At 71.3% G+C, this 24,539-nt stretch carries 23 protein-coding genes, 1 tRNA gene and 1 pseudogene; 12 read left to right on the top strand and 13 right to left on the bottom strand.

What is annotated here, in order from left to right; all coding sequences use genetic code 11:
* Positions 1–8: 8 nt before the first annotated feature.
* A complete protein-coding gene (locus ACQUSR_RS23985) occupies positions 9–2,063 on the bottom strand; it encodes a DHA2 family efflux MFS transporter permease subunit (RefSeq protein WP_431044674.1) in 2,055 nt (684 codons plus the stop codon).
* A gap of 262 nt (positions 2,064–2,325) precedes the next feature.
* Here ACQUSR_RS23985 and ACQUSR_RS23980 point away from each other — a divergent pair, with 262 nt between their 5' ends.
* On the top strand, positions 2,326–3,000 hold the full coding sequence (locus ACQUSR_RS23980) for an HAD-IA family hydrolase (RefSeq protein ID WP_431044673.1): 675 nt from the start codon (positions 2,326–2,328) through the stop codon (positions 2,998–3,000).
* A 118-nt stretch (positions 3,001–3,118) separates the two neighbouring features.
* Here ACQUSR_RS23980 and ACQUSR_RS23975 read toward each other — a convergent pair whose 3' ends face one another.
* Positions 3,119–3,700 carry a TMEM165/GDT1 family protein gene (locus ACQUSR_RS23975; protein ID WP_431044672.1) on the bottom strand — a complete coding sequence of 194 codons (582 nt, stop codon included), beginning with the start codon at positions 3,698–3,700 and terminating at the stop codon, positions 3,119–3,121.
* Positions 3,701–4,105: 405 nt separating this feature from the next.
* On the opposite strand from ACQUSR_RS23975, the gene ACQUSR_RS23970 reads away from it, so the two are divergent.
* A complete protein-coding gene (locus ACQUSR_RS23970; protein ID WP_431044671.1) occupies positions 4,106–4,762 on the top strand; it encodes a hypothetical protein in 657 nt (218 codons plus the stop codon).
* A 114-nt stretch (positions 4,763–4,876) separates the two neighbouring features.
* On the opposite strand, the gene ACQUSR_RS23965 is transcribed toward ACQUSR_RS23970, so the two are convergent.
* Complete coding sequence (locus tag ACQUSR_RS23965) at positions 4,877–5,665, bottom strand: ABC transporter permease (RefSeq protein ID WP_431044670.1); 789 nt, start codon at positions 5,663–5,665, stop codon at positions 4,877–4,879.
* Positions 5,666–5,860: 195 nt separating this feature from the next.
* Between ACQUSR_RS23965 and ACQUSR_RS23960 the strand changes: the two genes are divergently transcribed.
* The 7 genes from ACQUSR_RS23960 to ACQUSR_RS23930 all read left to right on the top strand — a co-directional run bounded on the left by ACQUSR_RS23960 (position 5,861) and on the right by ACQUSR_RS23930 (position 14,150).
* The gene (locus ACQUSR_RS23960) at positions 5,861–6,535 is read left to right on the top strand and encodes an HNH endonuclease family protein (RefSeq protein ID WP_431044669.1); all 675 of its coding nucleotides are present in this window, start codon (positions 5,861–5,863) and stop codon (positions 6,533–6,535) included.
* A 771-nt stretch (positions 6,536–7,306) separates the two neighbouring features.
* Positions 7,307–7,762, top strand: coding sequence for a GNAT family N-acetyltransferase (locus ACQUSR_RS23955; RefSeq protein ID WP_431044668.1), 456 nt, complete (start codon positions 7,307–7,309; stop codon positions 7,760–7,762).
* 105 nt (positions 7,763–7,867) lie between these two features.
* Positions 7,868–9,697 carry an alkaline phosphatase D family protein gene (locus tag ACQUSR_RS23950; RefSeq protein WP_431044667.1) on the top strand — a complete coding sequence of 610 codons (1,830 nt, stop codon included), beginning with the start codon at positions 7,868–7,870 and terminating at the stop codon, positions 9,695–9,697.
* Positions 9,698–10,005: 308 nt separating this feature from the next.
* On the top strand, positions 10,006–11,979 hold the full coding sequence (locus ACQUSR_RS23945; RefSeq protein WP_431044666.1) for an FAD/NAD(P)-binding protein: 1,974 nt from the start codon (positions 10,006–10,008) through the stop codon (positions 11,977–11,979).
* Between the two features lie 100 nt (positions 11,980–12,079).
* The gene (locus ACQUSR_RS23940; protein WP_431044665.1) at positions 12,080–12,553 is read left to right on the top strand and encodes a DoxX family protein; all 474 of its coding nucleotides are present in this window, start codon (positions 12,080–12,082) and stop codon (positions 12,551–12,553) included.
* A gap of 245 nt (positions 12,554–12,798) precedes the next feature.
* Positions 12,799–13,464, top strand: a complete 666-nt coding sequence (locus ACQUSR_RS23935; protein WP_431044664.1) for a DedA family protein — start codon at positions 12,799–12,801, stop codon at positions 13,462–13,464.
* A gap of 89 nt (positions 13,465–13,553) precedes the next feature.
* Positions 13,554–14,150 (top strand): lytic transglycosylase domain-containing protein, encoded by a 597-nt coding sequence (locus ACQUSR_RS23930; protein WP_431044663.1) that lies wholly within the window; start codon positions 13,554–13,556, stop codon positions 14,148–14,150.
* 108 nt (positions 14,151–14,258) lie between these two features.
* Here ACQUSR_RS23930 and ACQUSR_RS23925 read toward each other — a convergent pair whose 3' ends face one another.
* From ACQUSR_RS23925 to ACQUSR_RS23890, 8 genes are all read right to left on the bottom strand, one after another.
* On the bottom strand, positions 14,259–15,062 hold the full coding sequence (locus ACQUSR_RS23925; RefSeq protein ID WP_431044662.1) for an alpha/beta fold hydrolase: 804 nt from the start codon (positions 15,060–15,062) through the stop codon (positions 14,259–14,261).
* A gap of 265 nt (positions 15,063–15,327) precedes the next feature.
* Positions 15,328–15,546, bottom strand: a complete 219-nt coding sequence (locus tag ACQUSR_RS23920) for a hypothetical protein (protein WP_431044661.1) — start codon at positions 15,544–15,546, stop codon at positions 15,328–15,330.
* A 250-nt stretch (positions 15,547–15,796) separates the two neighbouring features.
* Positions 15,797–16,918, bottom strand: coding sequence for a lactonase family protein (locus ACQUSR_RS23915; RefSeq protein WP_431044660.1), 1,122 nt, complete (start codon positions 16,916–16,918; stop codon positions 15,797–15,799).
* An 82-nt stretch (positions 16,919–17,000) separates the two neighbouring features.
* Positions 17,001–18,053 (bottom strand): phosphatidylinositol-specific phospholipase C domain-containing protein, encoded by a 1,053-nt coding sequence (locus ACQUSR_RS23910; RefSeq protein WP_431044659.1) that lies wholly within the window; start codon positions 18,051–18,053, stop codon positions 17,001–17,003.
* Positions 18,054–18,310: 257 nt separating this feature from the next.
* A complete protein-coding gene (locus ACQUSR_RS23905; RefSeq protein WP_431044658.1) occupies positions 18,311–18,931 on the bottom strand; it encodes a dihydrofolate reductase family protein in 621 nt (206 codons plus the stop codon).
* A 140-nt stretch (positions 18,932–19,071) separates the two neighbouring features.
* On the bottom strand, positions 19,072–19,428 hold the full coding sequence (locus ACQUSR_RS23900; protein WP_431044657.1) for an ArsR/SmtB family transcription factor: 357 nt from the start codon (positions 19,426–19,428) through the stop codon (positions 19,072–19,074).
* A gap of 103 nt (positions 19,429–19,531) precedes the next feature.
* Positions 19,532–19,828 carry a hypothetical protein gene (locus ACQUSR_RS23895; protein WP_431044656.1) on the bottom strand — a complete coding sequence of 99 codons (297 nt, stop codon included), beginning with the start codon at positions 19,826–19,828 and terminating at the stop codon, positions 19,532–19,534.
* 344 nt (positions 19,829–20,172) lie between these two features.
* Positions 20,173–20,730 (bottom strand): TetR/AcrR family transcriptional regulator, encoded by a 558-nt coding sequence (locus ACQUSR_RS23890; protein WP_431044655.1) that lies wholly within the window; start codon positions 20,728–20,730, stop codon positions 20,173–20,175.
* A gap of 106 nt (positions 20,731–20,836) precedes the next feature.
* On the opposite strand from ACQUSR_RS23890, the gene ACQUSR_RS23885 reads away from it, so the two are divergent.
* Entirely contained in the window at positions 20,837–21,262 is a 426-nt protein-coding gene (locus tag ACQUSR_RS23885; protein WP_431044654.1) for a DUF4267 domain-containing protein, read from the top strand.
* Between the two features lie 374 nt (positions 21,263–21,636).
* Here ACQUSR_RS23885 and ACQUSR_RS23880 read toward each other — a convergent pair whose 3' ends face one another.
* Complete coding sequence (locus tag ACQUSR_RS23880) at positions 21,637–22,317, bottom strand: HNH endonuclease (protein WP_431044653.1); 681 nt, start codon at positions 22,315–22,317, stop codon at positions 21,637–21,639.
* Between the two features lie 175 nt (positions 22,318–22,492).
* Here ACQUSR_RS23880 and ACQUSR_RS23875 point away from each other — a divergent pair.
* Positions 22,493–22,765: pseudogene (locus ACQUSR_RS23875) on the top strand (tyrosine-type recombinase/integrase); the annotation flags it as partial.
* Between the two features lie 68 nt (positions 22,766–22,833).
* Here the strand turns inward: ACQUSR_RS23875 and ACQUSR_RS23870 are convergent.
* Positions 22,834–22,908, bottom strand: a tRNA-Val gene (locus ACQUSR_RS23870).
* 143 nt (positions 22,909–23,051) lie between these two features.
* On the opposite strand from ACQUSR_RS23870, the gene ACQUSR_RS23865 reads away from it, so the two are divergent.
* Positions 23,052–24,377, top strand: a complete 1,326-nt coding sequence (locus ACQUSR_RS23865; RefSeq protein ID WP_431044652.1) for a hypothetical protein — start codon at positions 23,052–23,054, stop codon at positions 24,375–24,377.
* The last annotated feature ends 162 nt before the right edge of the window (positions 24,378–24,539 follow it).

The following is a 24,539-nucleotide window of genomic DNA, read 5'->3' as shown; positions in this document are numbered from 1 at the left end:
TCCCCCGGTCACCGCTCCCGGTCGGGGCGCGGCTGCTCCGCGTCGGAGCCGGACAGCTCGCGGTTCAGCTCCCGTACCAGCTCGACGAGGTCGGTGGGGCGGTCCGCCGCCGACCACCAGTCGCCGAGCAGGTCGGCGAGGGTCTCCTCACGGGCCCGCAGCAGCCGCGCCGCCGTCTCGCGCCCCCGGTCCGTCAGGGTCAGCGGCAGCCCGTCGCGTACCGCCAGCCCGCGCGCCTCGACCTGGCGCGCCGCCTCGGTGATGGCGCGCAGCGGCACGGTCGTCCGTTCGGCGAGCAGGGCGGGCGGCTCCACGGAGCCGTGGCGGTCCATGCGCAGCAGCAGCCAGCTGGCGGCGGGCAGCAGATCGAGTCCGGCGCGTTCGGTGATGTCGACGTAGACGCGCTTGCGGCCTTCCCGGCTGCCCAGCAGTGACAGGGCGCGGGCGCACTCGTCGTGCGAGGAGCGCTCGACGGGGTTGGAGGAGAGGACCTCGGTGGTGTCGGGGGCGGTGACGGAGCCGCGCAGCGGCTCCTCTTTCAGGAACCAGGCCAGGACGAACGCGACGGCGACGACCGGTATCGCGTAGAGGAAGACGTCGGTGATGGACACCGCGTACGCGTTCAGCACCCCGGCCCGCTCGCCGGCCGGGAGCCGGGAGACGGCGCGCGGGTCGCCGCTCAGCTCTGCGGGGTCGACCCCGGGCGGCAGCGGTGCCCCGGCGAGCGCGTCGGCGATCCGCGGCCCGAGTTTGTTGGCGAAGATCGTGCCGAAGATGGACACGCCGAAGGAGGCGCCGATGGAGCGGAAGAAGGTGGCGCCCGAGGTGGCCACACCGAGATCCTCGTACCCCACGGCGTTCTGCACGATCAGCACCAGTACCTGCATCACGAGGCCGAGCCCGAAGCCGAAGACGAAGAAGGCGCCGCTCATCACGGCGTCGGAGCTGGACATGTCGAGCCGGTGCAGGAGGAGCAGGCCGATGGCGGTGACCCCGGTGCCCGCGATGGGGAAGACCTTGTAGCGGCCGGTGCGGCTGACGATCTGCCCGGAGCCGGTGGAGGACAGCAGCATGCCGAGGACCATCGGCAGCATGTGGACGCCGGACATGGTCGGCGAGACGCCCTGGACGACCTGGAGGAAGGTCGGCAGGTAGGTCATGCTGCCGAACATCGCGAAGCCGACGACGAAGCCGATCACCGAGCAGAGCACGAAGGTGCGGGTGCGGAAGAGCTTCAGCGGCAGGACGGGCTCCACGGCCGTCCGCTCCACCCGTACGAAGGCGATGAGCAGCAGTGCGCCGAGGACGCCGAGCCCGACGATCTGCCAGGAGCCCCACGCGTAGCTGACGCCGCCGAGCGAGGTCATCAGGACCAGGGCGGCGGCCATGGCGGCGATGAGGGCGGTGCCGAGGTAGTCGATGGTGTGCCGGGTGCGGCGCCGGGGGATGTGCAGGGCCGTGGCGATGACGGTGAGCGCGACGGCGCCGACCGGCAGGTTGACGTAGAAGACCCAGCGCCAGCTGAGGTGGTCGACGAAGAGTCCGCCCAGGAGCGGGCCGAGCACGCTCGTACCACCGAAGACGGCGCCGAAAAGCCCCTGGTAGCGACCCCTCTCGCGGGGCGACACGATGTCGCCGACGATCGCCATCGACAGCACGATCAGCCCGCCGCCGCCCAGTCCCTGCAGGGCTCGGAAGGCGATGAGCTGCGGCATGTCCTGGGCCAGGCCGCAGAGCGCGGAGCCCACCAGGAAGATCACGATGGCGAGCTGGTAGAGCTTCTTGCGGCCGTACTGGTCGCCGAGCTTGCCCCACAGCGGGGTGGCGGCGGTCGAGGCCAGCAGGTAGGCGGTGACGACCCACGACAGGTGCTCCAGGCCGCCGAGGTCGCTGACGATCGTCGGCAGCGCGGTGGAGACGATCGTCTGGTCGAGGGCGGCGAGCAGGAGGCCCAGCATCAGTGCGCCGATGGCCATCCACAGGGTGCGCCTGGGCTGCCCGGCGCCGGGGACGGCGGCCGGGGGGCTCCCCGGAGGCCCGGGGTGCGCGGGGTCCTGCGCCATCGCGTCTCCCCTCGGTGGACTCGGGTGCTCGTGTGGCGCCGCCATCCCATCGTCACCCCTGTGCCGGGGCGCGGCCCGCCGGGTGGGTCCGTCCGGCTCCGAGAACTCCTGCGAGGAATTCCGAGGGGGGGCCTGGCGCGTCCCCGGACCCGCTTTGTATCGTAGAGAAACAAAGTGGCTCCGCCCGCACTCCCTGACCGGCGGGCGGGGCCGCTTGTGCATGTTCCAGGCTTCCTTCCCCCGGCCCGTCAGGAGCCCGCAGATGCCCACTGCCCCCGCCGCCACGTTCGACGCCCGCGCCGTCCTGCTCGACATGGACGGCACCCTGGTCAACTCCGACGCGGTCGTGGAGCGCTGCTGGCGGCGCTGGGCCGCCGAGCAGGGACTGGACGGGGACAGCGTGATCAAGGTCGTCCACGGTCGGCAGGGCCACGCCACGATGGCGGTGCTGCTGCCGGACCGCCCGCACGCGGAGAACCTGGCCGACAACCGGCGGATGCTGGAGCAGGAGACCACCGACATGGAGGGCGTCGTGCCGGTACCGGGCGCGCCCGCCTTCATGGCCGCCCTCGTCGGCCTCCCGCACGCCCACGCCCTGGTCACCTCCGCGGACCGGGCGCTCTCGACGGCCCGGATGAACGCCGCCGGGCTGCCGATGCCCGCCGTCCGGGTCACGGCGGAGTGCGTGGGCGCGAGCAAGCCGGACCCCGAGGGCTTCCTCAAGGGCGCGGCCGAACTGGGCTTCGCGCCCGCCGACTGCGTGGTCTTCGAGGACTCGGAGGTCGGCATCGCGGCGGGCAGGGCGGCCGGCATGCGCGTCGTGGGCGTGGGCCCGCGCGCCGCGTCCCACGCCCCGGACGCGCTGGTGCGCGACCTGGAGCAGGTACGGGTCGAGGCGCTCCCGGACGGCACCTTGCGCCTGCACATAGCCGGCTGACGCACGCCCGCCCGAACCGCCCGCGGCGGCGGCACGGCCATCAGCGAACCCGAACCGCGCACGGCGGCGGCACGGCGGTCAGCGGACCCGAACCCCGCTCACGGCGGCGGCACGGCGGTCAGCCGGCCACCGCCTCGTAGAGGCTGAAGCCCGCCAGCACCAGCATCACCAGCGCCGCGACCTTCGTGATCAGCTTCAGCGGTACGAACCTCATCAGCGTGCGGCCGCCCACGATGCCCAGCCCGGCCACCGCCCAGAGCGCGAGCACGGCGCCCACTCCCACCGACAGCGGATCGTCGTAGCGGGCGGCCAGGTTGGCGGTCATGATCTGGGTCAGATCGCCGAACTCGGCGACCAGGATCAGCGAGAAACCCGCGCCCGCGACCTTCCAGAAGGACTGGTCGGCGGGCCTCTTGGGCTCCTCGTCCCCGTCGTCCTTCTTCGCCAGCAGCATCACGGCACCGGCGAGGAACAACACGCCGACCACGGCCTGCACCACCCGGTGCGGCAGCAGCGTCAGCACGCTGCCCGCCGCGATGGCCAGCGCGACATGGACGGCGAAGGCGGCGGCGACCCCCGCGAAGACGTACGACGCCCGATAGCGGGTACCGAGCATCAGTCCCGCGAGAGCGGTCTTGTCGGGCAGTTCGGCGAGGAAGACGACGCCGAAGACGACGGCGGCGACGGTGATGTCGAACACGGGGTTGGATACCTCGTTCGGTCAGGCTGTCCGCCGGGCTGTCCGCGCCGCGAGGGAGCCGCCTGGAAACGGGGTCGCTTCGGCACGGCAGCACCATGGACAAGCGTCATGGACACTGCGGCCGAAGGTCTCGCTGGCACGGCGCGCACAGGCGGCACACACCGGGCTCCGGGCGCCGGCCCGCCACCAGGGCGGGCAGTATGTCGACGGTCCGGCGAAGAGCTACTCCCCTTCAGATGGCCCAGCATACGCGACCGGGGCCGACTGACCCCGCGCCGAGAAACCCCTCCGCGACCGGAACCACCCGCACCGGAAGGGTGTCCTCCCCCCTGGTAGTAATTGATGTGTCACGATCAACAGGAGGGTGCCTCAGTGCGGTTGAAGCCAGGGCGAACGGTGCAGGGAATGGGAATCGCGGTGCTTGTACTGTCGATTTCCCTCACGGGGTGCGGAAAGAAGAGCAAAAAGCACAATCGGTCGCATGCGACGGCCTCGTCGGGCAGGTCGCTGAGCGGTGCGATGGCGGCCGAGGAAATGCTGCCGAATCGTGAGGCGATGCCGGGCGCGCTGAGCATGCTGGACGGCGAGCCGGTCAGCAGGGCCAAGGCGCCGGTCGACTGCCGGAAACCATCGGGTAAGTGCAACGGCGCCAACGCCCACGGCTACGTGATGTACAAGACCGACGCCCAGAGGAGCCACACCGCCAAGTTCGACGTGACCGTCTACCGCAACGAGACGGCCGCGAAGCGCGCTTACCGCTCGTGGGACCGCTATGTGAACGCGGACTCCAACGGGTTCCGGGTCGAGACCATCAACCAGCCGATCGGCGTCGAGCACATCGCCTTCGCGGAGGCGGACGTGGACGCGGGGATGAAGGTTCGCCATGAGACGGTGTTCCGCCAGGGCAAGTACATCGGCGAGGTGAGCTACGTCACCGCGCAGAACGCCGCGGCGACTCCCCCCACGCTGACCGGGCTGTCGGCCATGTTCGCCGAGCGGGTCCGGCAGGAGGCCGACGGCGAGACCCCCTCGGCCTCGGCCGCGAACATCCCGGTCGGCTGACCCGCTCCACCCGGATCCTCACGGGCCTGGTCCGCCGCCGCGGGGGCGGTGGCCAGGCCCCGGACCGGCCAGTCGGACCGCTCATTCCACGCCCTGGCCTCAGTCCCGGTGGCCTCAGCCCCGGTGCAGCCGCCCCCGCGCGACCAGTTCCAGCACGACCGTGACCGCCACCGCCTGTACGGCCATCAGCGCGACCAGCACGAACAGCTGCACCGCCCCCGCCAGCACCGGCGAGGCGCCGCCGAGCAGCATGCCGACGAACGCGCCCGGCAGGGTGACCAGGCCCACGGTCCTGGTCTGGTCCAGGCCCGGCAGCAGCGCGTCGGAGGCCGCCGGGCGGGCGATCTCCAGCCGGGCGTCCCGGTCCAGCAGCCCCAGCGCGAGACCCGCCTCCACCTCGCCGTGCCGCTGCCGCAGCTCGTCCAGGGCGCGCCGGCCGCTCAGTACGGTGGCGGTGAGCGCGCCGCCGATGAGGATGCCGGTGACCGGGATCAGCGCGATGCCCTCGACCGGGACGAGCCCGGTCAGCAGCAGCACCGCGACCACCGGCAGCACCCCGGCCCCGATCGGCGCGGCGGTCCACCACCAGGTGCGGTTCCCGGTGATCCGGCGCCCGGCGGTCCGCACCGCGACCGCGAACATCAGGGCGACGAAGCAGAGCAGCAGCGGTACGGCGCGCACCACCCATCCGATCAGGTACGACACGGCGGCGAGCTGGGCGGCGGCGCGCAGCCCGGCGGTGGCGACGGCCCGCGCGTACCCATGCCCCTCCTGGTCGGAGAGGCGGGCGACGGCCACAACGGTGACCGCCGCCGCCAGCAGCACGCCGAGCACGACCCCGAGCGTGGCGTTGACCGGCAACAGGGCCTCGTCCGCGAGGGTGGCAGGGGCGGCGAGCGGCACCCGGCAACCTTACGAGGCGTCACGGCACCCGCACAGGAACGTGCATGGCAACACGGAAATATCGGACACCCTCTTGCCTTGACATGCCCGCGTCGCCACGCTGTTACCTGGCGCCAACCCCACAGCAACCCGGCGCCGCAACCATGGCCGAGCACCACCGGCCATGTTTCCCCCCACTTCCCCACGGGAGTTCACATGTTCCGACCGCGCGAAAACTCCGTACGGCGCAGCGTCTACGCGCGTCGCGCCTCGATCGTCGGCGGCCTCACGGCCCTGCTCGGCACCGTGGCCCTGACCAGCCCGACCACCGCCAACGCCGCCCCGCCCACCCCACCGAGCGCGGCCGAAGCCCGCACCCAGCTGTCGTCACTGACCGTCAGCGCGGAAGGCAGCTCGGACGGTTACAGCCGCGACAAGTTCCCCCACTGGATCACCCAGTCCGGTGCCTGCAACACCCGCGAGGTCGTTCTCAAGCGGGACGGCACCGACGTCGAGCAGGACTCCAGCTGTGCGGCCGTCAGCGGCAGTTGGTACTCGCCGTACGACGGCGACACCTGGACCGTAGCCTCCGACCTCGACATCGACCACGTCGTACCGCTCGCCGAGGCCTGGCGCTCAGGCGCCAGCTCCTGGACCACCGCGGAGCGCCAGGCCCTCGCCAACGACCTGACTCACTCCCAGCTGATCGCCGTCACGGACAACGTGAACCAGGCGAAGGGCGACAAGGACCCGGCGGAGTGGATGCCGCCGCTGTCCTCGTACCACTGCATGTACGCCCGCATGTGGGTCTCGGTGAAGCACACCTACGACCTGACGGTCGACTCGGCCGAGAAGTCGGCGCTCAGCTCGGTCCTCAACGGCTGCAGCTGACGCCGGGCGCGGCGTCGGTGGCCAGTCCTGCCGCCGACGCCGCGCCTTCACCGGCGAAGGGGTCACCCGAGACGTCACCGAGACGCACGAGTCCGGGCCGCCCCTCATCGCTGACCTTGACGTAGACGGTGTGCCGTACGAAACCGCGCCGCCCGGCCAGCAGGGTGATGCCCGTCCATCCGACGACGCCTATGACGAGAGTGCCCAGTTGGCGGCCCGGATCGACGTCGGAGGCCGCCTCCAGCGGGACAACCCTCCGGGTCGCTGATGACCACGATTCTGTCGCCCACCTCCCACTCCGGGTCGTCCCCGTCGTAGTCCAGGGTCTCCTTGAGCTCGCCCGACCGGCCGACAAGGGCCTCAGTCACCAGGGCAGCATGGACAGCCTGCCCGCCGCCAAGCCCGCGATCAGGCCAGGCGGGCGGAACCCGCAGGTAGGCCCACAAGGACACCCCGCGACGGACACGGGCGGCCGGGACCGACGCGACGGGAGGCGGCGGGGCCGCAGGGGCGGGTTCTGGAGGCCACGTGTATTTGTGGCGTAAGCACCCAGAAGCCGACCTCACCGCGCACGCGCCGTAAATAGACGCTCCAGGACCCGCCCCGGAGGCCCCAGCCGCCGGCACCCGACAACGGCGATCAACCCACCCCCACCGCCCCCAATCCGCCGCGTGCCAGAGGCCCCGGTCCCTGGGGGCCTGGGGGCCTGGGGGCCTGGGGCACAACCCCCGGGAGAGATCCCCCCACCGGACACGCCCTAGGCTTCCGCTCATGAAGATCACCGTGCGCCCAGCCACGGAAGCCGACCTGCCCTCGCTACTCGCCCTCTACGGCGAGTTGAACCCGGATGACGCACCACTGCCCGAGGACTCGGCTGACGCGATATGGGCGGCCATCGCCGCACAGCAAGGTCGCACTGTGCTGGTTGCCGACCACGACGGATCCGTACTCGGCACCGCCGATTGCCTGGTCATGCCGAATCTCACGCGCGGCGGCCGCCCCATCCTCTTCGTAGAGAACGTGGTCGTCGGTTCCACATTCCGTCGGCACGGCGTTGGACGCCAACTCATGGACGCCGCCATTCGATTGGGCGAGTCCGCCGGGTGCTATAAGGCGCAACTGCTGGCGGCCGACGAAGAATACGTGCACACCTTCTACGCATCGTGCGACTTCCAAGCGCTGGCCCAAGGCTTCCGCCGCTACATCGAGCCAGTCGGCCGCGGCTGACTCTGCCACAAGCGGAGAGCGGAACTCCCCTGCTCCGCCCCGTCGTTCCGGTCAGTGCACGCGTTCCGTACCGTACGAGACCGACGAAGCGACGGAGGGGGCCGGATGGCCGGACTGCGGTTGGGGCCACTGCTGCGGCATGTCGAGGCGGATGCGACCGGGGGCACCGCCACCGTCTGGGTCGAGACCGACGGCTCCTGCCTGGCCCAAGTCGTCTGCGCCGACGGCTTCAAGAGCGCCGACGGCTCCGAAGCCGAGATCGGCGCGGGCGGGGCCGCGCGTACCTGGCGGATCGCGGGGCACCACTACGCCCTGATAACCGTCACCGGATTGCGGCCCGGCACCGAGACGGCCTACCGCGTGCTGCTGGACGGCGAGCAGGTCTGGCCGCTGCCCGGCTCGGAGTTCCCTGACAGCACGATCCGTACGCCCTACCCCTACCCGGACCCCGACCTCGCCCCCGAACCCGGCCCGGGCCCCAACCCCAACCCCGTCCCCAACCCCGGCCCCGGCCCCGCACCCGCACCCGCACCCGCACCCAACCCCGACCCGGACCGGCCCGTACGCGTCGCCTTCGGCTCCTGCCGCTGGTCCGCGCCGCCCACCGCCCCCGGCCGCCGTGGCGACCGCGGCCAGGGTCCCATCGGCCCGGACGCCCTGGACACCCTCGCGGCGGCCATCGCCCACGACCCCTCGACCGAGCGTCCCGACGTGCTGGTACTGCTGGGCGACCAGGTGTACGCGGACGAGACGTCGGAAGAGACGCGGCGCTGGCTCGCCGGGCGCCGCGATCTGAGTGAGCCGCCGGGACCGCAGGTCGCGGACTACGAGGAGTACACCCGGCTCTACTACGAATCATGGCTGGACCCCAAGGTGCGGTGGCTGCTGTCCACCGCCCCCAGCTGCATGATCTTCGACGACCACGACGTGATCGACGACTGGAACACGAGCGCGGCCTGGCTCGACCGGATGCGGGCCACCCCGTGGTGGCGGGAGCGAATACTCAGCGGCCTGATGTCGTACTGGGTGCACCAGCACCTGGGGAACCTCTCCCCCGCCGAGCTGGCCGCCGACAAGCTCTACCGGGCGGTGTGCGAGGCCGAGGACGGCACGGAGCTGCTGCGCGAGTTCGCCGAGCAGGTCGACATGGATCCCTCGCACACCCGCTGGAGCTACCGGCGGGACTTCGGGCGGACACGGCTGGTGATGGTCGACTCCCGGGCCGCACGCGTGCTGGACGAGGACGCGCGGGCGATGCTCGGCGGCGAGGAGTTCGCCTGGCTGCGGCGGCAGGTGCTGGAGCCCGGCGCCTACGACCACCTGCTCATCGGCACCTCACTGCCCTGGCTGCTGCCGCATTTCGTACACGACGTGGAACGGTGGAACGCGGCGGTGTGCGCGGGCACGCGCGGACGCCGCTGGGCCCGCTGGGGCGAGGCGCTGCGGCAGCGCGGCGACCTGGAGCACTGGGCGGCGTTCCCGGCCTCGTTCGACGCGCTCACCGAGCTGATCGCCGAGGCCGGCGGCGGTCCCGGGGCGCCTGCCACGATCAGCGTGCTCTCCGGTGACGTGCACCACGCGTACGTCGCCGAACCCGACTGGTCGGGCTTCTCCCGCCCGCCCCGCAGCCGAGTGCGGCAGCTCACCTGCTCCCCCGTGCACAACAGCATCCCCGCCTCGATGCGGTTCGGATTCCGCTTCGGCTGGAGTCGCGTGGGGCGCTGGGCCGGGCGCGTGTTCGCCCGGCACGGGCGGCTGCGGCCCACCGGGCTGCGGTGGCGGCGCACGGGCGGGCCGTGGTTCGGCAACCAGATCATGACGCTGACGTTGGCCGGACGCGGCGGGCAGCTGCGGCTGGACCAGGCGCGCGCCGCCGGACCGGGCGACGACCGGCTGGTCGCGGTGCTGCGAGAGGACTGGCCACGGGGGACGTAGCCGCTGCCCAGCCATAGCCCCAAGGGAAGTAACCGCCGCCCGGCCACGGCACCTGAGGACGTAGCCGCCGCCGACCGTGGCCCCAGGGCTGTGGAGCCGGTCGCCGCACCCGCAACGTGATCCACGCCACAACGGAGCCACTTGTTCCATTCCGGGGGTCGCATAGGGCGGCCAGACCGGCATGATGGTTTCCGCCCGGCACCCACCTGTCCCCTCGGGGCCGGAGCTCCCCCCAGACCCCGTCCGGGGGACCCCCAGCCCCGCCCTGCCACCGCCGCAGGCTCCATCCGTCCCCGGGAGACGCCACCTTGGCCGGAGAGCACCACGCCATAGCCGTCGTCGGGTCCGGTCCCAGAGGCACCAGCGTGCTGGAGCGGCTGTGCGCCTCGGCCGCCGAGCTGGCGTCCGGCACCCGGCTGACCGTGCACGTGGTCGACCCCGCGCCGCCCGGTTCCGGTCAGGTGTGGCGTACCACGCAGTCGGACGAGCTGCTGATGAACACCGTCGCCTCGCAGGTGACCCTGTTCACGGACGCGAGCGTCGACTGCGCCGGGCCGGTGCGCCCCGGTCCGAGCCTGTACGAGTGGGCCGCCGGGCACGGTCTGGAGCTGGCCCCGGACGACTACCCGACCCGCGCGCTGTACGGCCGCTATCTGGAGTGGGTCTTCGCGCGGGTGGTACGGGACGCCCCGCACGGCGTGACGGTGCGCACCCACGCGGCGCGGGCGGTGCGGCTGGAGGAACGGGAGAGCGGCGAGCAGCTGCTCACGCTGGACGACGGCAGGCGGCTGGCCGGGGTGTCCGCGGTGGTCCTGGCGCAGGGCCACCTCCCGGCGGTCCCCGACGAGGCGGAGGAACGCTTCTCCGGGTACGCGGCGGCGCACGGGCTGCGCTACTACCCGCCCGCCAACCCCGCCGACCTCGACCTGTCCGCCATCGCGCCCGGCGAGCCGGTGCTGCTGCGCGGACTGGGCCTGAACTTCTTCGACCACATGGCGCTGCTGACCCGCGGCCGGGGCGGGGCGTTCACCCGGGACGCGCACGGCACGCTCACGTACCTCCCCTCGGGCCGCGAGCCGAAGCTGTACGCGGGGTCGCGGCGCGGCATCCCGTACCACGCGCGCGGCGACAACGCGAAGGGCGCGTGCGGCCGCCACGAACCGCTGCTGCTGACGCCCGAGGTGATCGCGCTGTTCCGCAAGCGCGCGGAGGCGGGTGACGCCCCGGACTTCCTGCTGGACGTGTGGCCCCTCGTCGCCAAGGAGACGGAGGCGGTCTATTACGAGGCGCTGCTGAGGCGCTCGGAACGGACGGGTCGCGCGGGCGATGACGGCCGCTTCCGGGAGCGGTTCCTGGCGACGGAGCACGGCAGCGCCGAAGAGGCCGCCGTCCTGGACTCGTTCGGCATCCCGGCGGCCGACCGCTGGTCCTGGGAGGACCTCGCGCACCCGTACCACGACCGGGAGTTCGCCGACGCGGCGGACTTCCGGCGCTGGCTGCTGGGGCATCTGCGGGAGGACGTGGCGCACGCGCGGCTGGGCAACGTGGCGGGGCCGGTCAAAGCCGCGCTGGACGTGCTGCGCGATCTGCGGAACGAGCTGCGGCAGATCGTGGACCACCGGGGACTGCGGGGCGCGTCCCGCCGGGCGCATCTGGATCGCTGGTACACGCCGCTCAACGCGTTCCTGTCGATCGGCCCACCGCGCCGCAGGATCGAGGAGATGGCCGCGCTGATCGAGGCGGACGTGCTCCAGGTGCTGGGGCCGGGCCTGGAGGTGACCTGCGGCGAGGTGATCTACGGCAAGGAGCCCTGCGACGAGGCGTCCTGCGACAGTGCGGAGGACGGCGGCCTCGGGTTCCGTGCCCGCTCCGCGCGGGTGCCGGGCCCGCCAGTGGTGGCCACCACGCTGATCGAGGCGCGGCTGCCGGAGCCTGATGTGCGGCGGACCGCGGACGAGCTGCTGGCGCACCTGCTGCGTACCGGAGGGGCCCGTCCGCACCGCGTGGACGGTTACGAGACGGGCGGGCTGGATGTGACGCCGAGCCCGTACCGGGTGATCGACGGTCAGGGCCGCGCGCATCCGCGCCGCTTCGCGGTCGGCGTGCCGACCGAGGGCGTGCACTGGGTGACGGCGGCGGGCGCGCGTCCGGGGGTCAACTCGGTGACCCTGTGCGACACGGACGCGGTGGCGCGGGCGGCGCTGCGCGCGGCGGCGGGGGCGGGTGTGCCCGCGGCCCGGATACATCGGGAGCCGGACTCCGCAACCCCTATTCCGATGTAAAGATGGCATGAACTTGAACTTGCAACAAAAGCAGAGGCGACCCTAACCTGTCCCCCTCGTTGTTTCTCGTCCCCGGAACCGAAACGAGGGTCCCCCTCTCATGTCTCCTTTCTCCGCTCTCACCGAGCGCCTCGACGCGACGCGCCCGTACGTGCTGTCCCTGTTCCGGATCGTCGTCGGCCTGCTCTTCTTCTGCCACGGCGCGGCCTCGCTGTTCGGCTGGTTCGGCGGTCTCATGGGCATGGGCGCCACGGTCGAGGCCGGCACCTGGCCGGGCTGGTACGCCGCGGTGATCCAGCTCGTCGGCGGCGGGCTCGTCATGATCGGCCTCGGCACCCGCAGCGCGGCGTTCATATCCTCCGGTTCGATGGCGTACGCGTACTTCGTCGAGCACCACACGATGGACAAGCTGATGCCCATCGAGAACGGCGGCGAGGCGTCCGCGATGTTCTGCTGGGCGCTCCTGCTCCTGGTCTTCACCGGCTCCGGCCCGCTGGCGCTGGACCGGTTCCTCGGCGGTTCGAAGGAGACGGCCCGCACGAGCGGGGCGGCGCGCCAGACGACCGGCGTCTGAAGCACCACGCACACCGGCGCGTGAAGCACCGGTCGACCAGCGCGTGAACCGCCCCTGAACGCCGCCTGGATGAGGCGTTGATCACGTGATACGGGGCCCTGGGCCCCGTATACACGTAATTCGAACAACATCGCCGCGCCCTGATCGCTATCCTCGGAACCCGCAGGCGTACGCTGTACGGCTGTACAGGCCGTACCTGCCGCTCCCGGCAATGTCACGGCGGGGGAACGGGATCGGGAGACGCGTTGCTGGAACATGTGGGGTCACTGACCAATACCCCATGGATCTACGCCCTCATCGGGTTGTCAGTGCTCCTCGATGTCTTTTTGCCCGTGCTGCCCAGCGGAGTGCTGGTCATCACCGCGGCCACCGCCGCAGCGGGCACCACGGCCGATGTCGTCGGCGCGGCGCGCGCCGCCCAGGTCGAAAGCGTGCTGCCCGAGATGCTCAGCCTGGTGCTGTGCGCGGCGACGGCCTCCGTCGTCGGCGACATGGTGGCCTACCGGCTGGCCTGGCGCGGCAGCGACCGGCTCGACCGGGCCATCGCCCGCTCCCGCCGACTCACCGCCGCGCAGGAGAAGTTGGGCACCGCCCTGGACAACGGCGGCGGCCCGCTGGTCGTCGTCGCACGGTTCGCACCCGCCGGACGGTCCGTGGTCAGCCTGGGCGCGGGCGCCGCGCACCGCCGGGTCACCGAGTTCCTGCCGTGGTCGGCGGCGGCCGGACTGGCCTGGGCCGCGTACAGCGTGAGCCTGGGGTACTTCGGCGGCCAGTGGCTCGGCGCGACCTGGCTGAGCGCCGGCGTCTCCGTGCTCGCCCTGTTCGCGGCGGGCGCGGGCGCGGTGTACGTGGTGAAGCGGCCGGGCGCCACCGCGGCCGCCCCGGCGGCGGGCGGCGAGCAGGCCGCGTAACAGGTGCGCCGGTACCCCGATTGCGGCCTGGCCCACCACTGCGGCTACCGTCCCTCCATGCGTATCTCCACCACCACCCCGGGCATGGCATGGTGAGCCGTCGCGGGCGGTTCGTCGGGGCGGCCGTCGCCGCCACGGCGCTGCTCGCCGTCGCCGCGGTCGTCGTCGTACGGCAGTTGACCGGCTCGGGCCCCGGCCTGCCCACCATTCCGGACAAATACCGATCCACGGTGGAGTCGGCCGCCCGTACCTGCCCGCGGCTGAACGTGCCGCTGATGGCCGCGCAGATACACGCCGAGAGCCGCTGGCAGCCGGACGCGGACTCCGGGCACGCCCAGGGCATCTCCCAGTTCTCGCCGGTCACCTGGTCGGAATGGGGCCGGGACGGGGACGGCGACGGCCAGGCGGACGTCTGGGAGCCCAAGGACGCCATCCCGTCGCAGGCCCGGTACATGTGCCATCTGTACAAGGTGGTGAAGGACGTGCCCGGTGACCCCACCGAGCTCGCCCTCGCCGCGTACAACGCCGGTCCGGGCGCGGTCCTCAAGGCCCGGGGCATTCCCGCGATCGATGAGACGCGCGGCTATGTGGACCGGATCGTGAACGATCTGCTGCCGAAGTACGAGAAGAGTGAGGCGGAGCACGCCTCCAGCGCTCCGTCGCCTTCCGGCTCGTCTGCGCGCTGACGAGCCGGTCATTCCTCGGGCTCGGTGGAGGTCGGTCAGACTTCGGCCCCGGCCGCGGTTGGAGGTCGATCAGCCCTCGGGCTCGGCCTCAGCCTCGGTGGAGGTCGATCAGTCCTCGGCCTCAGCCTCGGTGAGGAAGTCCTCGACGGCCCGGACGAGCTCCAGCGGCGTCTCGTCGGCCGGATAGTGCCCGGCGCACGGCAGCTCCACCAGTTCGGCGCGTACGTACCAGCGTAGCCAGGTCTGCCGCATCACCTCGGCGGTCAGCGCCGGGTCGTGCGCGCCGACGACGACCCGTACCGGGACGGTGGCGCCCTCGATCTCCTCGTGGAAGTCCTCCAGGGCCCAGGAGTCCAGCCATGCCCGGAACGCCTTGACGTCGCTGTGCTCCCGCGAGTGCCGCACCATCAGATCCAGCCAGGCGTCGGGATGCCTGCTGCCGGTGGTGAAGTCGATGATCCGGCGCCGGTTCTCCGGGTGTTCGGCGGCGCCCGCGAACAGCTCCCACTGAGCGCCCTGCAGGGGCACACCACTCGCCGGTACGGGAGCGAGCCCCACCAGCCGCCGCACGCGCTGCGGGGCGGCGGCCACCACGCGCTGGGCCACGGCCCCGCCCATGGAGTGGCCGACGAGGGAGAAGCGGTCCCATCCGAGGTGGTCGGCGAGCGCGAGCAGATCGCCGGCCGCCTCCGCGGTGGTGTATTCCCCGGGAATGTCACGTGCCTCGCCATAGCCGCGCAGATCGGGCAACGCATAGGTGAAGGCCCGCCGGTCGATGTGCGGCATGACCGCGGCGTACGCGGCACGGTCGGAGAACCAGCCGTGCACGGCGATGACTCCGTGCGGGCCGCTGCCGACCAGTTCACAGGGTGGAACGAAGGGTGTAACACGGGGTGGCACGACGGTTCCCATAGCGCCTCCGGTCCAGTCGGATACGGGCGCGCGTGGTACGCCCGCGCGCACAACGGTGACCGCAACTGGGGAGTACGGCAAGCCCGATGCGCATATGCGCCACCCAGACGGCGGTTTCTTTTCCCCGGGCTCGTGGGGCGCCGCCGACCCGGGCTTCCCGGGCTCCCGGGTCCTCAGATCCTCCGGGGGTCCTCAGATCCTTCGGGGCGTCCGGGCCTTGGGGTCGTCCGGGTCTTCGGGTCGTCCGGACGTCCGGCCGCCGCTCCTAGGCCGCCGTGCCGACCTCACGCCGCATGGCGCCCAGATAGACCCCGAGCAGCCGCCGGTACTCCACCCGCTCCTCGGGCAGCAGCGGCCGCGCCGTACGCGCCCGCAGGAACGACCGGATCGCCTCGTTGGCGTGATCGGGGTCGACGAACTCGCCCTCCGCGGAGTCGTCCTCGGCAGGGCACGCGGCGTCAGAGGTCGGAGCTAACAGGGGCATGGGACAAGGCTACGGGCCGGGTGTGACAGCGGAAGACCGCCTGGGCCGTTCGGGAGCGTAATACCGGCCACATCGTGCGCACCTCGCGTCCCACCGGAATCCGGAGGGGAAGGCGGGCACGGCGGAGGGCGGAGCGTCAGGCAGGGCGGGCGGGTTGACGGACGGGGCGGGCAGGCCGGCCGACGGAACGGGGGGGGGGTGACGGGCGGGCGGACGAGCGGATGGGCGGGCCGACAGGACGGGGCGTCCGCTACAGCGGCAGTACACAGACGGGCGCGGGTGCGGCGAACGGCTCCCCTGACGGCGTGAGTTGACCTGTTCGCCGGTCCACCCGGAACACCGTGACCGTGCCCGCGTTCTGGTTCCCGGCGAAGAGCAGCGCGCCGGACGGCGACAGAACGATGTGCCGCGGGTACGCCCCACCGCACGGCACCGTGTCCAGCAGCCGGAGCCCGGCACCGCCGTCGGTCACCACGAACCGCGCGACGCTGTCGTCGCCCCGGTTGGACACGTACACGAACCGCCCGTCGGCCGAGACCACCACCCCCGCCGGGTAGTTGCGCTCGTCCGGCTCCGCGCCGTCGGGCAGCGTCGGCCGCGCGTCGCGCGGGCTCAGTTCGCCAGAGCGCTCGTCATAGGCCGCGACCGTGATGGTGCTGTCCAGCTCGCCGAGGACGTACGCGAACCGCGCCCCCGGGTGGAAGGCCAGATGCCGGGGACCGGCGCCCGGGGCGGCCCTCGCCTCCGAAACGGGTGCCAGCCGCCCGCGTGCCGCGTCGAGCCGGTAGGTGTACACCGTGTCGGTGCCGAGGTCGACCGCGAGCACGAAGCGGCCGGTGGGGTCGGCGAGGACCTGGTGCGCGTGCGGGCCCTCCTGCCGCACCGGATCCGGCCCGGAACCGGTGTGCCGTACGAGGTCCGTACGCTCACCCAGCGCGCCGTCGGGACGGATGGGGTGCACGGCGACGCTTCCAGAGCCGTAATTTGCGGTCAACAGATGACGTCCGCCGGGGTGCACGGCCAGATGGGTGGGTCCATCGCCGCCGGTGGACCGGGCACGGCCGAGTGCGGTGAGCGCCCCATCTGCACCGATCGCGAGGGCGGACACCGTGCCGCCGGGCCGCTCGTCCAGCGCGTACAGCACCCGGCCGGACGGGGCCAGGGCCAGGAAGGACGGATCGGTGACGCGGTCGCAGACACCGGTGGTGGTCAGCGCGCCGCTCGCGGTGTCGTACGTCCCGATGGTGATCCCGCCGCCGAACGAGCCGAGATAGACAGGCCGCACACCGCCGGGTCCACCGGAGCCAGGCTCGGCGGCTCCGGCAGGACGCGGCTCGGCAGTCCCGGCAAGCTCGGGATGCGGCTCACCCATGTCCGTCCCACCTCTCACTCTGACGCCGGACAACAGGGTGCCGGTCCAGACCAACGACGGCAACGACCAGCCGCTGAACACGTCAGCCGCGCGGGACCACCATCGACAGCACGGATGGCAGCGGGTACCAGTCCGCCGTGGCGAAGCTGGCGTGCTTGCCCGCCAGCAGCTCCACACGGGCCCGGGCATCGGCCTCGGCTGGCCGGGTCGCGTCGATCTCCGGGGACACGTTGTGCGCGTCGGTCATGATGAGCAGGTAGTGCCGCTGGTCGTACCACGCGGTGTCGATGCCGTTCTGGACATACGCCGACGCGTCCCCGTCGAAGACGACGAACCAGGGGCGCAGGGAGGTGTCGGCGTACCGGCGGCGCGGATCGCCAGGCTCCGCCTTGTGGACGGCGGGGAACGCGGTCGCCTGCCGCAGCTGTCCGGCGGCGGCCAGGTCCCGGAGCCGGGTGGCGTACTCGCGGTCCGTCCACAGCGAGTCGAAGGGATTGTTCTCCTCGACCGTGCCGGGCAGCAGCTCGAAGAGGAACTTGCCGGCGAGCGCGTCCCTGCCCGGCCAGCCGTCCGCCCGCACCGCGTCGTCCAGCGTCGCGTGCCCCCCGAGCAGGTCGGCCGGGCGGAAGACGGCGTCGCCCAGCTTGGCGTTGACGAGCGCGTCGAACTCGTCCGGGCCCCGGCCGCTTCGGTCGTTGAAGCCGTCCTTCATCTCGACCTTGACCAGAATGGGAGGGTGGCCGGGGTGGGCATCGTGCCAGGCCCGCATGTCGGCGAGGCAGCCGTCCAGGCTCTGGTTGCGCGACTTGGTGCGCAGCTCGGCCGCGGAGCCCGCGTTCTCGCAGTTGTTGGTGTTGCCTATCGGGTTGCTGTGCGAGACGCGCCATCGGCTGCTGGTGAAGTTGGTCCATACGTCCAGCTCCAGTAGCCCGGCGCCGGAGTCGAGCGCGTCCGCGAGGTAGGGGTATTTTGCCTGCTCATACGCGTTGTGCACGCCGACTCCGGTGGTCTCGGAGTACGCGGCCGCGGCCCGCTCCGGCTCCGCGTGCGCGGGTGCGGGTACGGCGAGGGCCGCTATGACTGCCGTGGGGAGCGCGAGGGTCGCCGCCCCGCTCGTGAGCCGGGACTTCTGCATACGTGTGCCGCCTTGAGTTCCGTGGGGTCAAGTCGGCAGCAGCGTACGGGCATTCGATGGATGGCCGGACGTCGCCCCGGTGGCCGGGTGGGGAACGGCAGAACGTCACACGACCACGCCGCCTGGCGAGCCGTCACCCGGCGAGGCGCCACCCGGCCGAGCTTCCCCCAGCCAGGCACCACCCGGCCGAGCTCCCCCCACGAGGCACCACCCAACCGAGGGTTCTTCCCAGCGAGGCACCACCCGGCCGTGCGGAGTCAGTCCGGGAGGTCGAACGAGCCGTACGTGGGGCGCCCCGCGAGCTGGTAGGTGTGGACCGCGACTCCGGCGCCCGTGGTCCTGCTGTCCAACAGCCGAAGCGCTGTCGGCACGGCGCCGTCGGCGAACAGCCGCTTCCCCGTACCCAGGACCACCGGGTACACCAGCAGCCGGAACTCGTCGATGAGGTCGTGTGCCATCAGGGACTGCGCCAGGGCGCCGCTGCCGTGGATCTGGAGCTCCCCGTCCAGTTCGCTCTTGAGCTTGGCCACGGCCTGCGGCACGTCCGTGCCGAGCAGCGTGGAGTTGTGCCAGTCCAGCGAGTCCAAGGTGGTGGAGGCGACGTACTTCGGCAGGGTGTTGAGGCGCGTGGCGATGGGGTCCTGTTCGTCGGTGACCCGTGGCCAGTAGGCGGCGAAGATCTCGTACGTACGGCGGCCCAGCAGAAAGGCACTCGCCCCGCCGAACCACTCGACGACGATCCGCCCCATGTCCTCGTCGGCGTACGGGACCACCCAGCCCCCGTACTCGAAACCGCCGCTGGTGTCCTCGCCGGGCCCTCCTGGGGCCTGCACGACCCCGTCCAATGAGAGGAAGGCGGTGAGCGTCAGCTTCGCCATGGCGTGCTCCGTTCCATGATGGTCCAAGTGGCTTCAGATACTCAGACTCCGTCCCAGCGGAAAACTCATCGCTCAGCGACACATCCGTTCCCCCCTCCCCCGGCCGCGCTGGGGATCGCCTCCAGGCAACGGGCGGGCGGTCACCGCCAGGCGGCGAGCATCTGCCCCATGGCCGCCAGGGCCGGAGGAGCCACCCTGTAGTACACCCAGGTGCCGCGCCGCTCAGAGGTGAGCAGTCCGGCCTCCTTGAGCTTCTTCAGGTGGTGAGAGACGGTCGGCTGGGAGACTCCGACATCGGAGATGTCGCAGACGCACGCCTCTCCGCCGGCGTGCGAGGCCACCAGGGAGAACAGCCGCAGCCGGACGGGATCGCCGAGCGCTTTGAACATCGCGGCGGTGCGCTCGGCCTCCTCGGCCGACAGCGGGCGCTCGGTCAGCGGCGGGCAGCACGGCACGACCTCCGACTCCTGGACCGGCAGCGCCTCGGTATTCGACATATCTCTATGTTGACACACGTCAAATCAGCACGAGAGGTCGCTCGCCGCCCGCTACGAGCAGGCCCCCTCCACCGCCTGCGCCCCTGCGGCAGGACGGCAGTGGCTACCGCACAGGGATGGCGAGTTCGCGGCCGCGATAGAACGCGTCCCGTTCGTCGGTGACGTAGCGGGCCATGGCCGCGCGCCGCTGCGTCTCCGCGTCGGACGCTCGATAGGCGTCGCACGCTTCCCTGGAGTCCCAGAACGACACCCCGACGATCTCCCGCCCGTCCTCGGACCAGTACGCGTAGGCGTGGCGAAGCCCCTCGGGGTACGGCGCCGGCCGCCACGCCCTCTCGAAGTCGTCCAGCATGCCCGGCTTGATGTGGCGCGTTGTCATCCAGACGAAGTGCTCCTCCATCACGGTCTCCTCCCGACCGGCTGACCGGCTGATCCACTCGGTGCGCTCTCACACCACCGTAGGCTCGCGTGACCGGTTCCGCCTCACGACCCCCGCCCAGGAACCGCGCCCGGCTGATCCCCTCACCCCGCACCGCGCCTCCCCGTCTGTGCGTCCACCTCTCGCGGTCTCACCGTGCCGCGCTGTGGTTCCCAGTCTGGCCGGCGGCGGCACTCCGAGTCGTCAGCCGATGGTCTGCGCATCCACGACGGAGGTATGAACTGCCCCCTGAACAAAGCGACTTAGGTCGCACACAGGCTCCGGCGAACGGCGCTAGCCGGCCGGCGGCGCGGCGACCTGGCCGATCAGCAGCTCCACGCGTGCGCCGTGCTGGTCTGGGCGAAGACGGTGGCCCGCGGTGAGGGCGGCCAGCCCATGAAGGGTGCTCCAGACGACTTCGGCGAGGGTCTCCGGGTCGTCGCCGCGAACGGCCGCCAGGGGTTCCAGCGCACTGAGGAACTCACCGAAGGCCGCTTCAAGGGGGCGGGCGACGCCTCGGTGCCGAACTCGACATCGACCTCTCGGACGAACATGGCGGCGTAGACCGCGGGCCGGGCCCTGGCGAACTCCAGATAAGCGTCGGCCAGGCTACGCAAGACCGCGGGCGCGTCGGCGCCGGCCGCCCGGGCGCCGCGCAGAGCGGCGGCAAGCTCGCCGAACCCGTCGACGGCGACAGCCGCCACGATCGCGCCCTTCGACGCGAAGTGGCTGTAGAGAACCGGCTGGCTGTACTCGACACGCTCAGACAGACGGCGCGTGGTCACCGCGCCCCTCCCCTCGGCCTTGGCGAGCTCACGGGCCGCCTCGACGATCAACCGGTGCCGCTCCGCTCGTTCGCGCTCTCGGCGCCGCTGCACCGCCATGAGCAGATTCTAGCACCGCTAGACGCAAGAGCATCGCTAGGGCTAGCATCGCTCGCAACCCTAGATACAGCCGGGCCCTCGGCCCGACGACTCCCACGGGGGACTCATGTCCAAGCAGCGCGTCACCAATGTTCTGACGCTCCTCACCGGCGCCGCGGTCATGTTCTTCGGGCTCACCTTCCTACTGAACCCGGACGGCGCGCCCACCGGCTTCGGCATCGAACCCTGGCCGCAGGGGAACGCCGACGGCTACTTCGTCGTGAAGGGCGTACGCGACCTGGCCGTCGGCTCCACCGTCTTCATCCTGCTCGCGCTGGGCCAGCGCCGCGCCCTGGGATGGGTGGTACTGGTCGACGCCGCCATCCCACTGGGCGACGCCCTCGCGGTCGCCACACACGGCGGCACCATCGCAACAGCCCTGAGCGTGCACGTCTCGGCGGCCGCCGTCGTCCTCCTGACAGCAGGCCTGCTGCTCACAGAGCGCCGCACACACCCGACGCCAGCCCCTGCCGGCCAGACCCTGAACATCTGAACGCCGAAGGCCCCCAGCCATGATCGACTGGGGGCCTTCGCACTGGTGGGCACAGACGGAATTGAACCGCCGACATCTGCTTTGTAAGTTCGATCCGAGTCCGCTCCGGCTGCGGTAGGCGACCGGACAGAGATGCTGGTGTACACCTCTGTCCCGTGTCGTTGATGTCAGCCGTGCATGTCAGAAGCCTTCTGATCCGTAGCTCTATGTGGATCGGTGGGTGAGGGTCATACCGGTTGCGCTACGGCTTCACAAGGATGCTGTAGGACGTGGCCAGTTGCTGGGGTTGCTGCACCGCACCCGGCTTTCCGCCTGCTACTGCTATGGCCACGGGCGGCACACAGGCCCTGACGGCATAAGTATGTGGGGTTCGATTAGACGTCTTCTGGGCCTAAAATCCCAACGTCCACGCACACGGCTAGATGCAGGTCGATGGAGGCCTCCGAAATCTCATCTGCGATATCGCGCCTACCCAAGCTTCGGGGCGCAGGAAATTCGCTAGCACTTAGCTCGTCGGCCCAGTCGGCCACGTGGTAAAAAATCGCATTGGCGATGTCGTCAGCTCGGGTGCCTTTCCAGCGATTCTGGAAGTCTAGTGCGGAAATAAGTGCACTTGCAAAAGTGTCAGCTGTCACATGCCTGGCGCGTTCGGCATCCTCCGGGGTTGCCTTCCGCTTGGACTTGACCGCACCGAATTCCTGCAAGCTTCGCACCCATGCACCGAACTGGGCCCGAAAGTCTTGATAGGCGGCAATCCGCCTCACCTGATCCCCTTTTCCGTCGACTTCTAGCGACAGGAGGGGATTTAAGTTGGCTTTATATTGCCGCATGGCCTTGCGATCCAATGGATTATGCGGATCGTCGAATCGCGTGTGACAAGTGGGGCACAGGGCGATCAAGTTTTTGAATTCATGCTTTTTCACCTTCACCCATGGGGCTATGTGGGCAATTTCCACGGGCGTGGCTCGACACGCCGGAATTGCGCAACGATGGCCAGCCTCAATCAGAACACGCCGTCGAAGCTCGCGCGGGATTGCAGGTCGACTGCCAGTCATGGCGACATGCTAACGACTGGCACTGACAGCGGAGCCACGGTGCGCTTGAGACTAACCGTGAGGTCGGCGGAGCAGCTTTGGGCTGGAGCTGCTTTGGGGCGAGAGATCATGGCCCCGTGAGCTTCCAGCGCGTCGGGCAGTCTATGGACTTGTCCGGTAAAGCAACGACCACGCGCGCGCCAGCCGCCCGATGGAACCGCGTAACGTGTACCGCTCCTTCGCCCGGGTCGCCGAAATCGCCGAGCTGTTGGTGATCCGGTGCACGACGCCCGGCACGGCTGCGCCACGCTGCTCACCGCCGCCGGCGCCGCGCGTGGTGATGGAGATCCTGGGGCACAGCCAGATCGCCGTGACCATGAACGTCTACACCCACGTCGTCCAGGACACCCAGTGCGAGGCCGTGAGCCATATGGACCGGCTGCTCAGGAGGCGCGTCGACCGGGACTGACCGTCCGCGTTGATGTCAAAAGTGGATGTCAAAGGCCCCCAGCCATGATCAACTGGGGGCCTTCGCGCTGGTGGGCACAGACGGATTTGAACCGCCGACATCTGCTTTGTAAGAGCAGCGCTCTACCGCTGAGCTATGCGCCCTGGCATGAGCTGACAGCCTACATGGCCCCTACCCCGGCTTCGCAAACCACCGACGGGGCCGTACCGGCACCCCGGCGGCCCTGTCAGGGCGGTGGTTCCGCGCAACTGATCTCCTCCCCGGGTTCGTCCCTGACGGTGGGAGAATGACATCCGGGTCCGGGGCTGGTCCGGGGCGGTCTGGCGGGAGAGGTCGGGAGAGGGATGTGACGGGGTTCCCCGGGGGCGGTACGCGGCGGTGGTTCGGGCGAGGGGAAGGGCAGCGGGCCGAGGCGCAGGCCGCCAAGGATGCCGCCGCCGCCGCGTTCTACGAACTCGACACGGCCCAGCGTGACCTGCGGATCTCCATCGAGACGATCATCGCCGTCGACGACTCCCCCGCCGGGCGGAAGGCCGTGGCCGACTTCGACGCGCTGGGGCGGCGGATCGACGAGGTCAGCCATGCCTACATCACCGCGGTGGACGCCCATGACCTCGACCGCGACGACCTGGACTCCGCAACCGCCGCCCGTGCCCGCGCCGAACTCGTACGGGCCCGTGAGGAGCTGGAGCGGACCAAGGCCGAGTTGCGGCGGTTCGAGGAGGGCCTCGGGCCGCTGTTGCGGCGTGCCGAGGGGCAGCTGGCCCGGCTGGCACCCGCCGTGGAGCGGGCCCGGCAGGCGTTGCTCGCCGCGAGCAACGCCCTGGACGCGGTACGCGCCTCCGGCCTCAAGGCCGACGGTCTCGCATCGCGGCTGGCCGCGCTCGCGCCCGAGCTGACCAAGCTCAACCAGGGCGCCGCCCAGCACGGCGTCCAGGACACCATCCGCCGCGCCGACGACGTGCTGCGCCGGGCGGAGGCGCTGCGGCTGGAGGCGGATCGGCTGCCGGAGCGGGCGGCGGAGACCGACCGGCGGCTGGTGTCGCTGCGGACCCGTGCTGAGGCGATCACCACCCGCGCCTCCGGCGTCGATCCGGTGCTCAGCGAGCTGCGCCGCCGGTACAGCCTGGCCTGCTGGCAGGATCTCCAGCCTGTGCCGGAACAGGCCGCGCGCGATGTGGCGCTCGCCCGCGAGAAGCTCAAGGAGGCGCAGACCGCCCGCGACGAGCAGCGATGGCCGGACGCCACTGCCCTGCTCAGCACGGTCCGCGCGCTGCTGAACACCACCGACGAGGCCGTCTCGGCCGCCGGCGACCGGCTGCGCCGACTCGACCAGGTGTCGTTCGACCCCCAGCAGGAGATCGAACGCACCCGCTTCGCGATCCGTGACGCGCAGCGGCTGGCGATGGCCGGGCGCAGCACGCCCGACCCCCGGCACGCCCAGCCGCTGGACGCCGCGGTCGACCGCGTCGACCGTGCCGTCACCGCGCTGGAAGGGCGCCATCCCGACTGGTGGCAGTTCCTGGCCGAGATGGAGTCCGTCCGGCAGGCGGTGGCCGCCGTCGTCCAGGTCATCCGCGAGGAGCGGGGCAGCGGCAGCGGCGCTCACTGAGCCGCACATCGCGCCTGTGCGCGTTGTGCCATGCCTGTGTCCGCCGCGCCGCGCCCGCGTGCGTAACCCATACCTGTGTCCGTCGCGCGTGGCGCGCCCACGTGCGTGACCGCATGCCCGCGTCCGTCGTGCCGCGCCCGCGTGCGTGACCCCATGCCCGTG

The sequence above is a fragment of the Streptomyces sp. P1-3 genome, assembly GCF_050613155.1.
GTDB lineage: Bacteria > Actinomycetota > Actinomycetes > Streptomycetales > Streptomycetaceae > Streptomyces.
The sequence above is the reverse complement of the archived record's forward strand: the minus strand, read 5'-3'. Positions and strand labels throughout refer to the sequence as shown.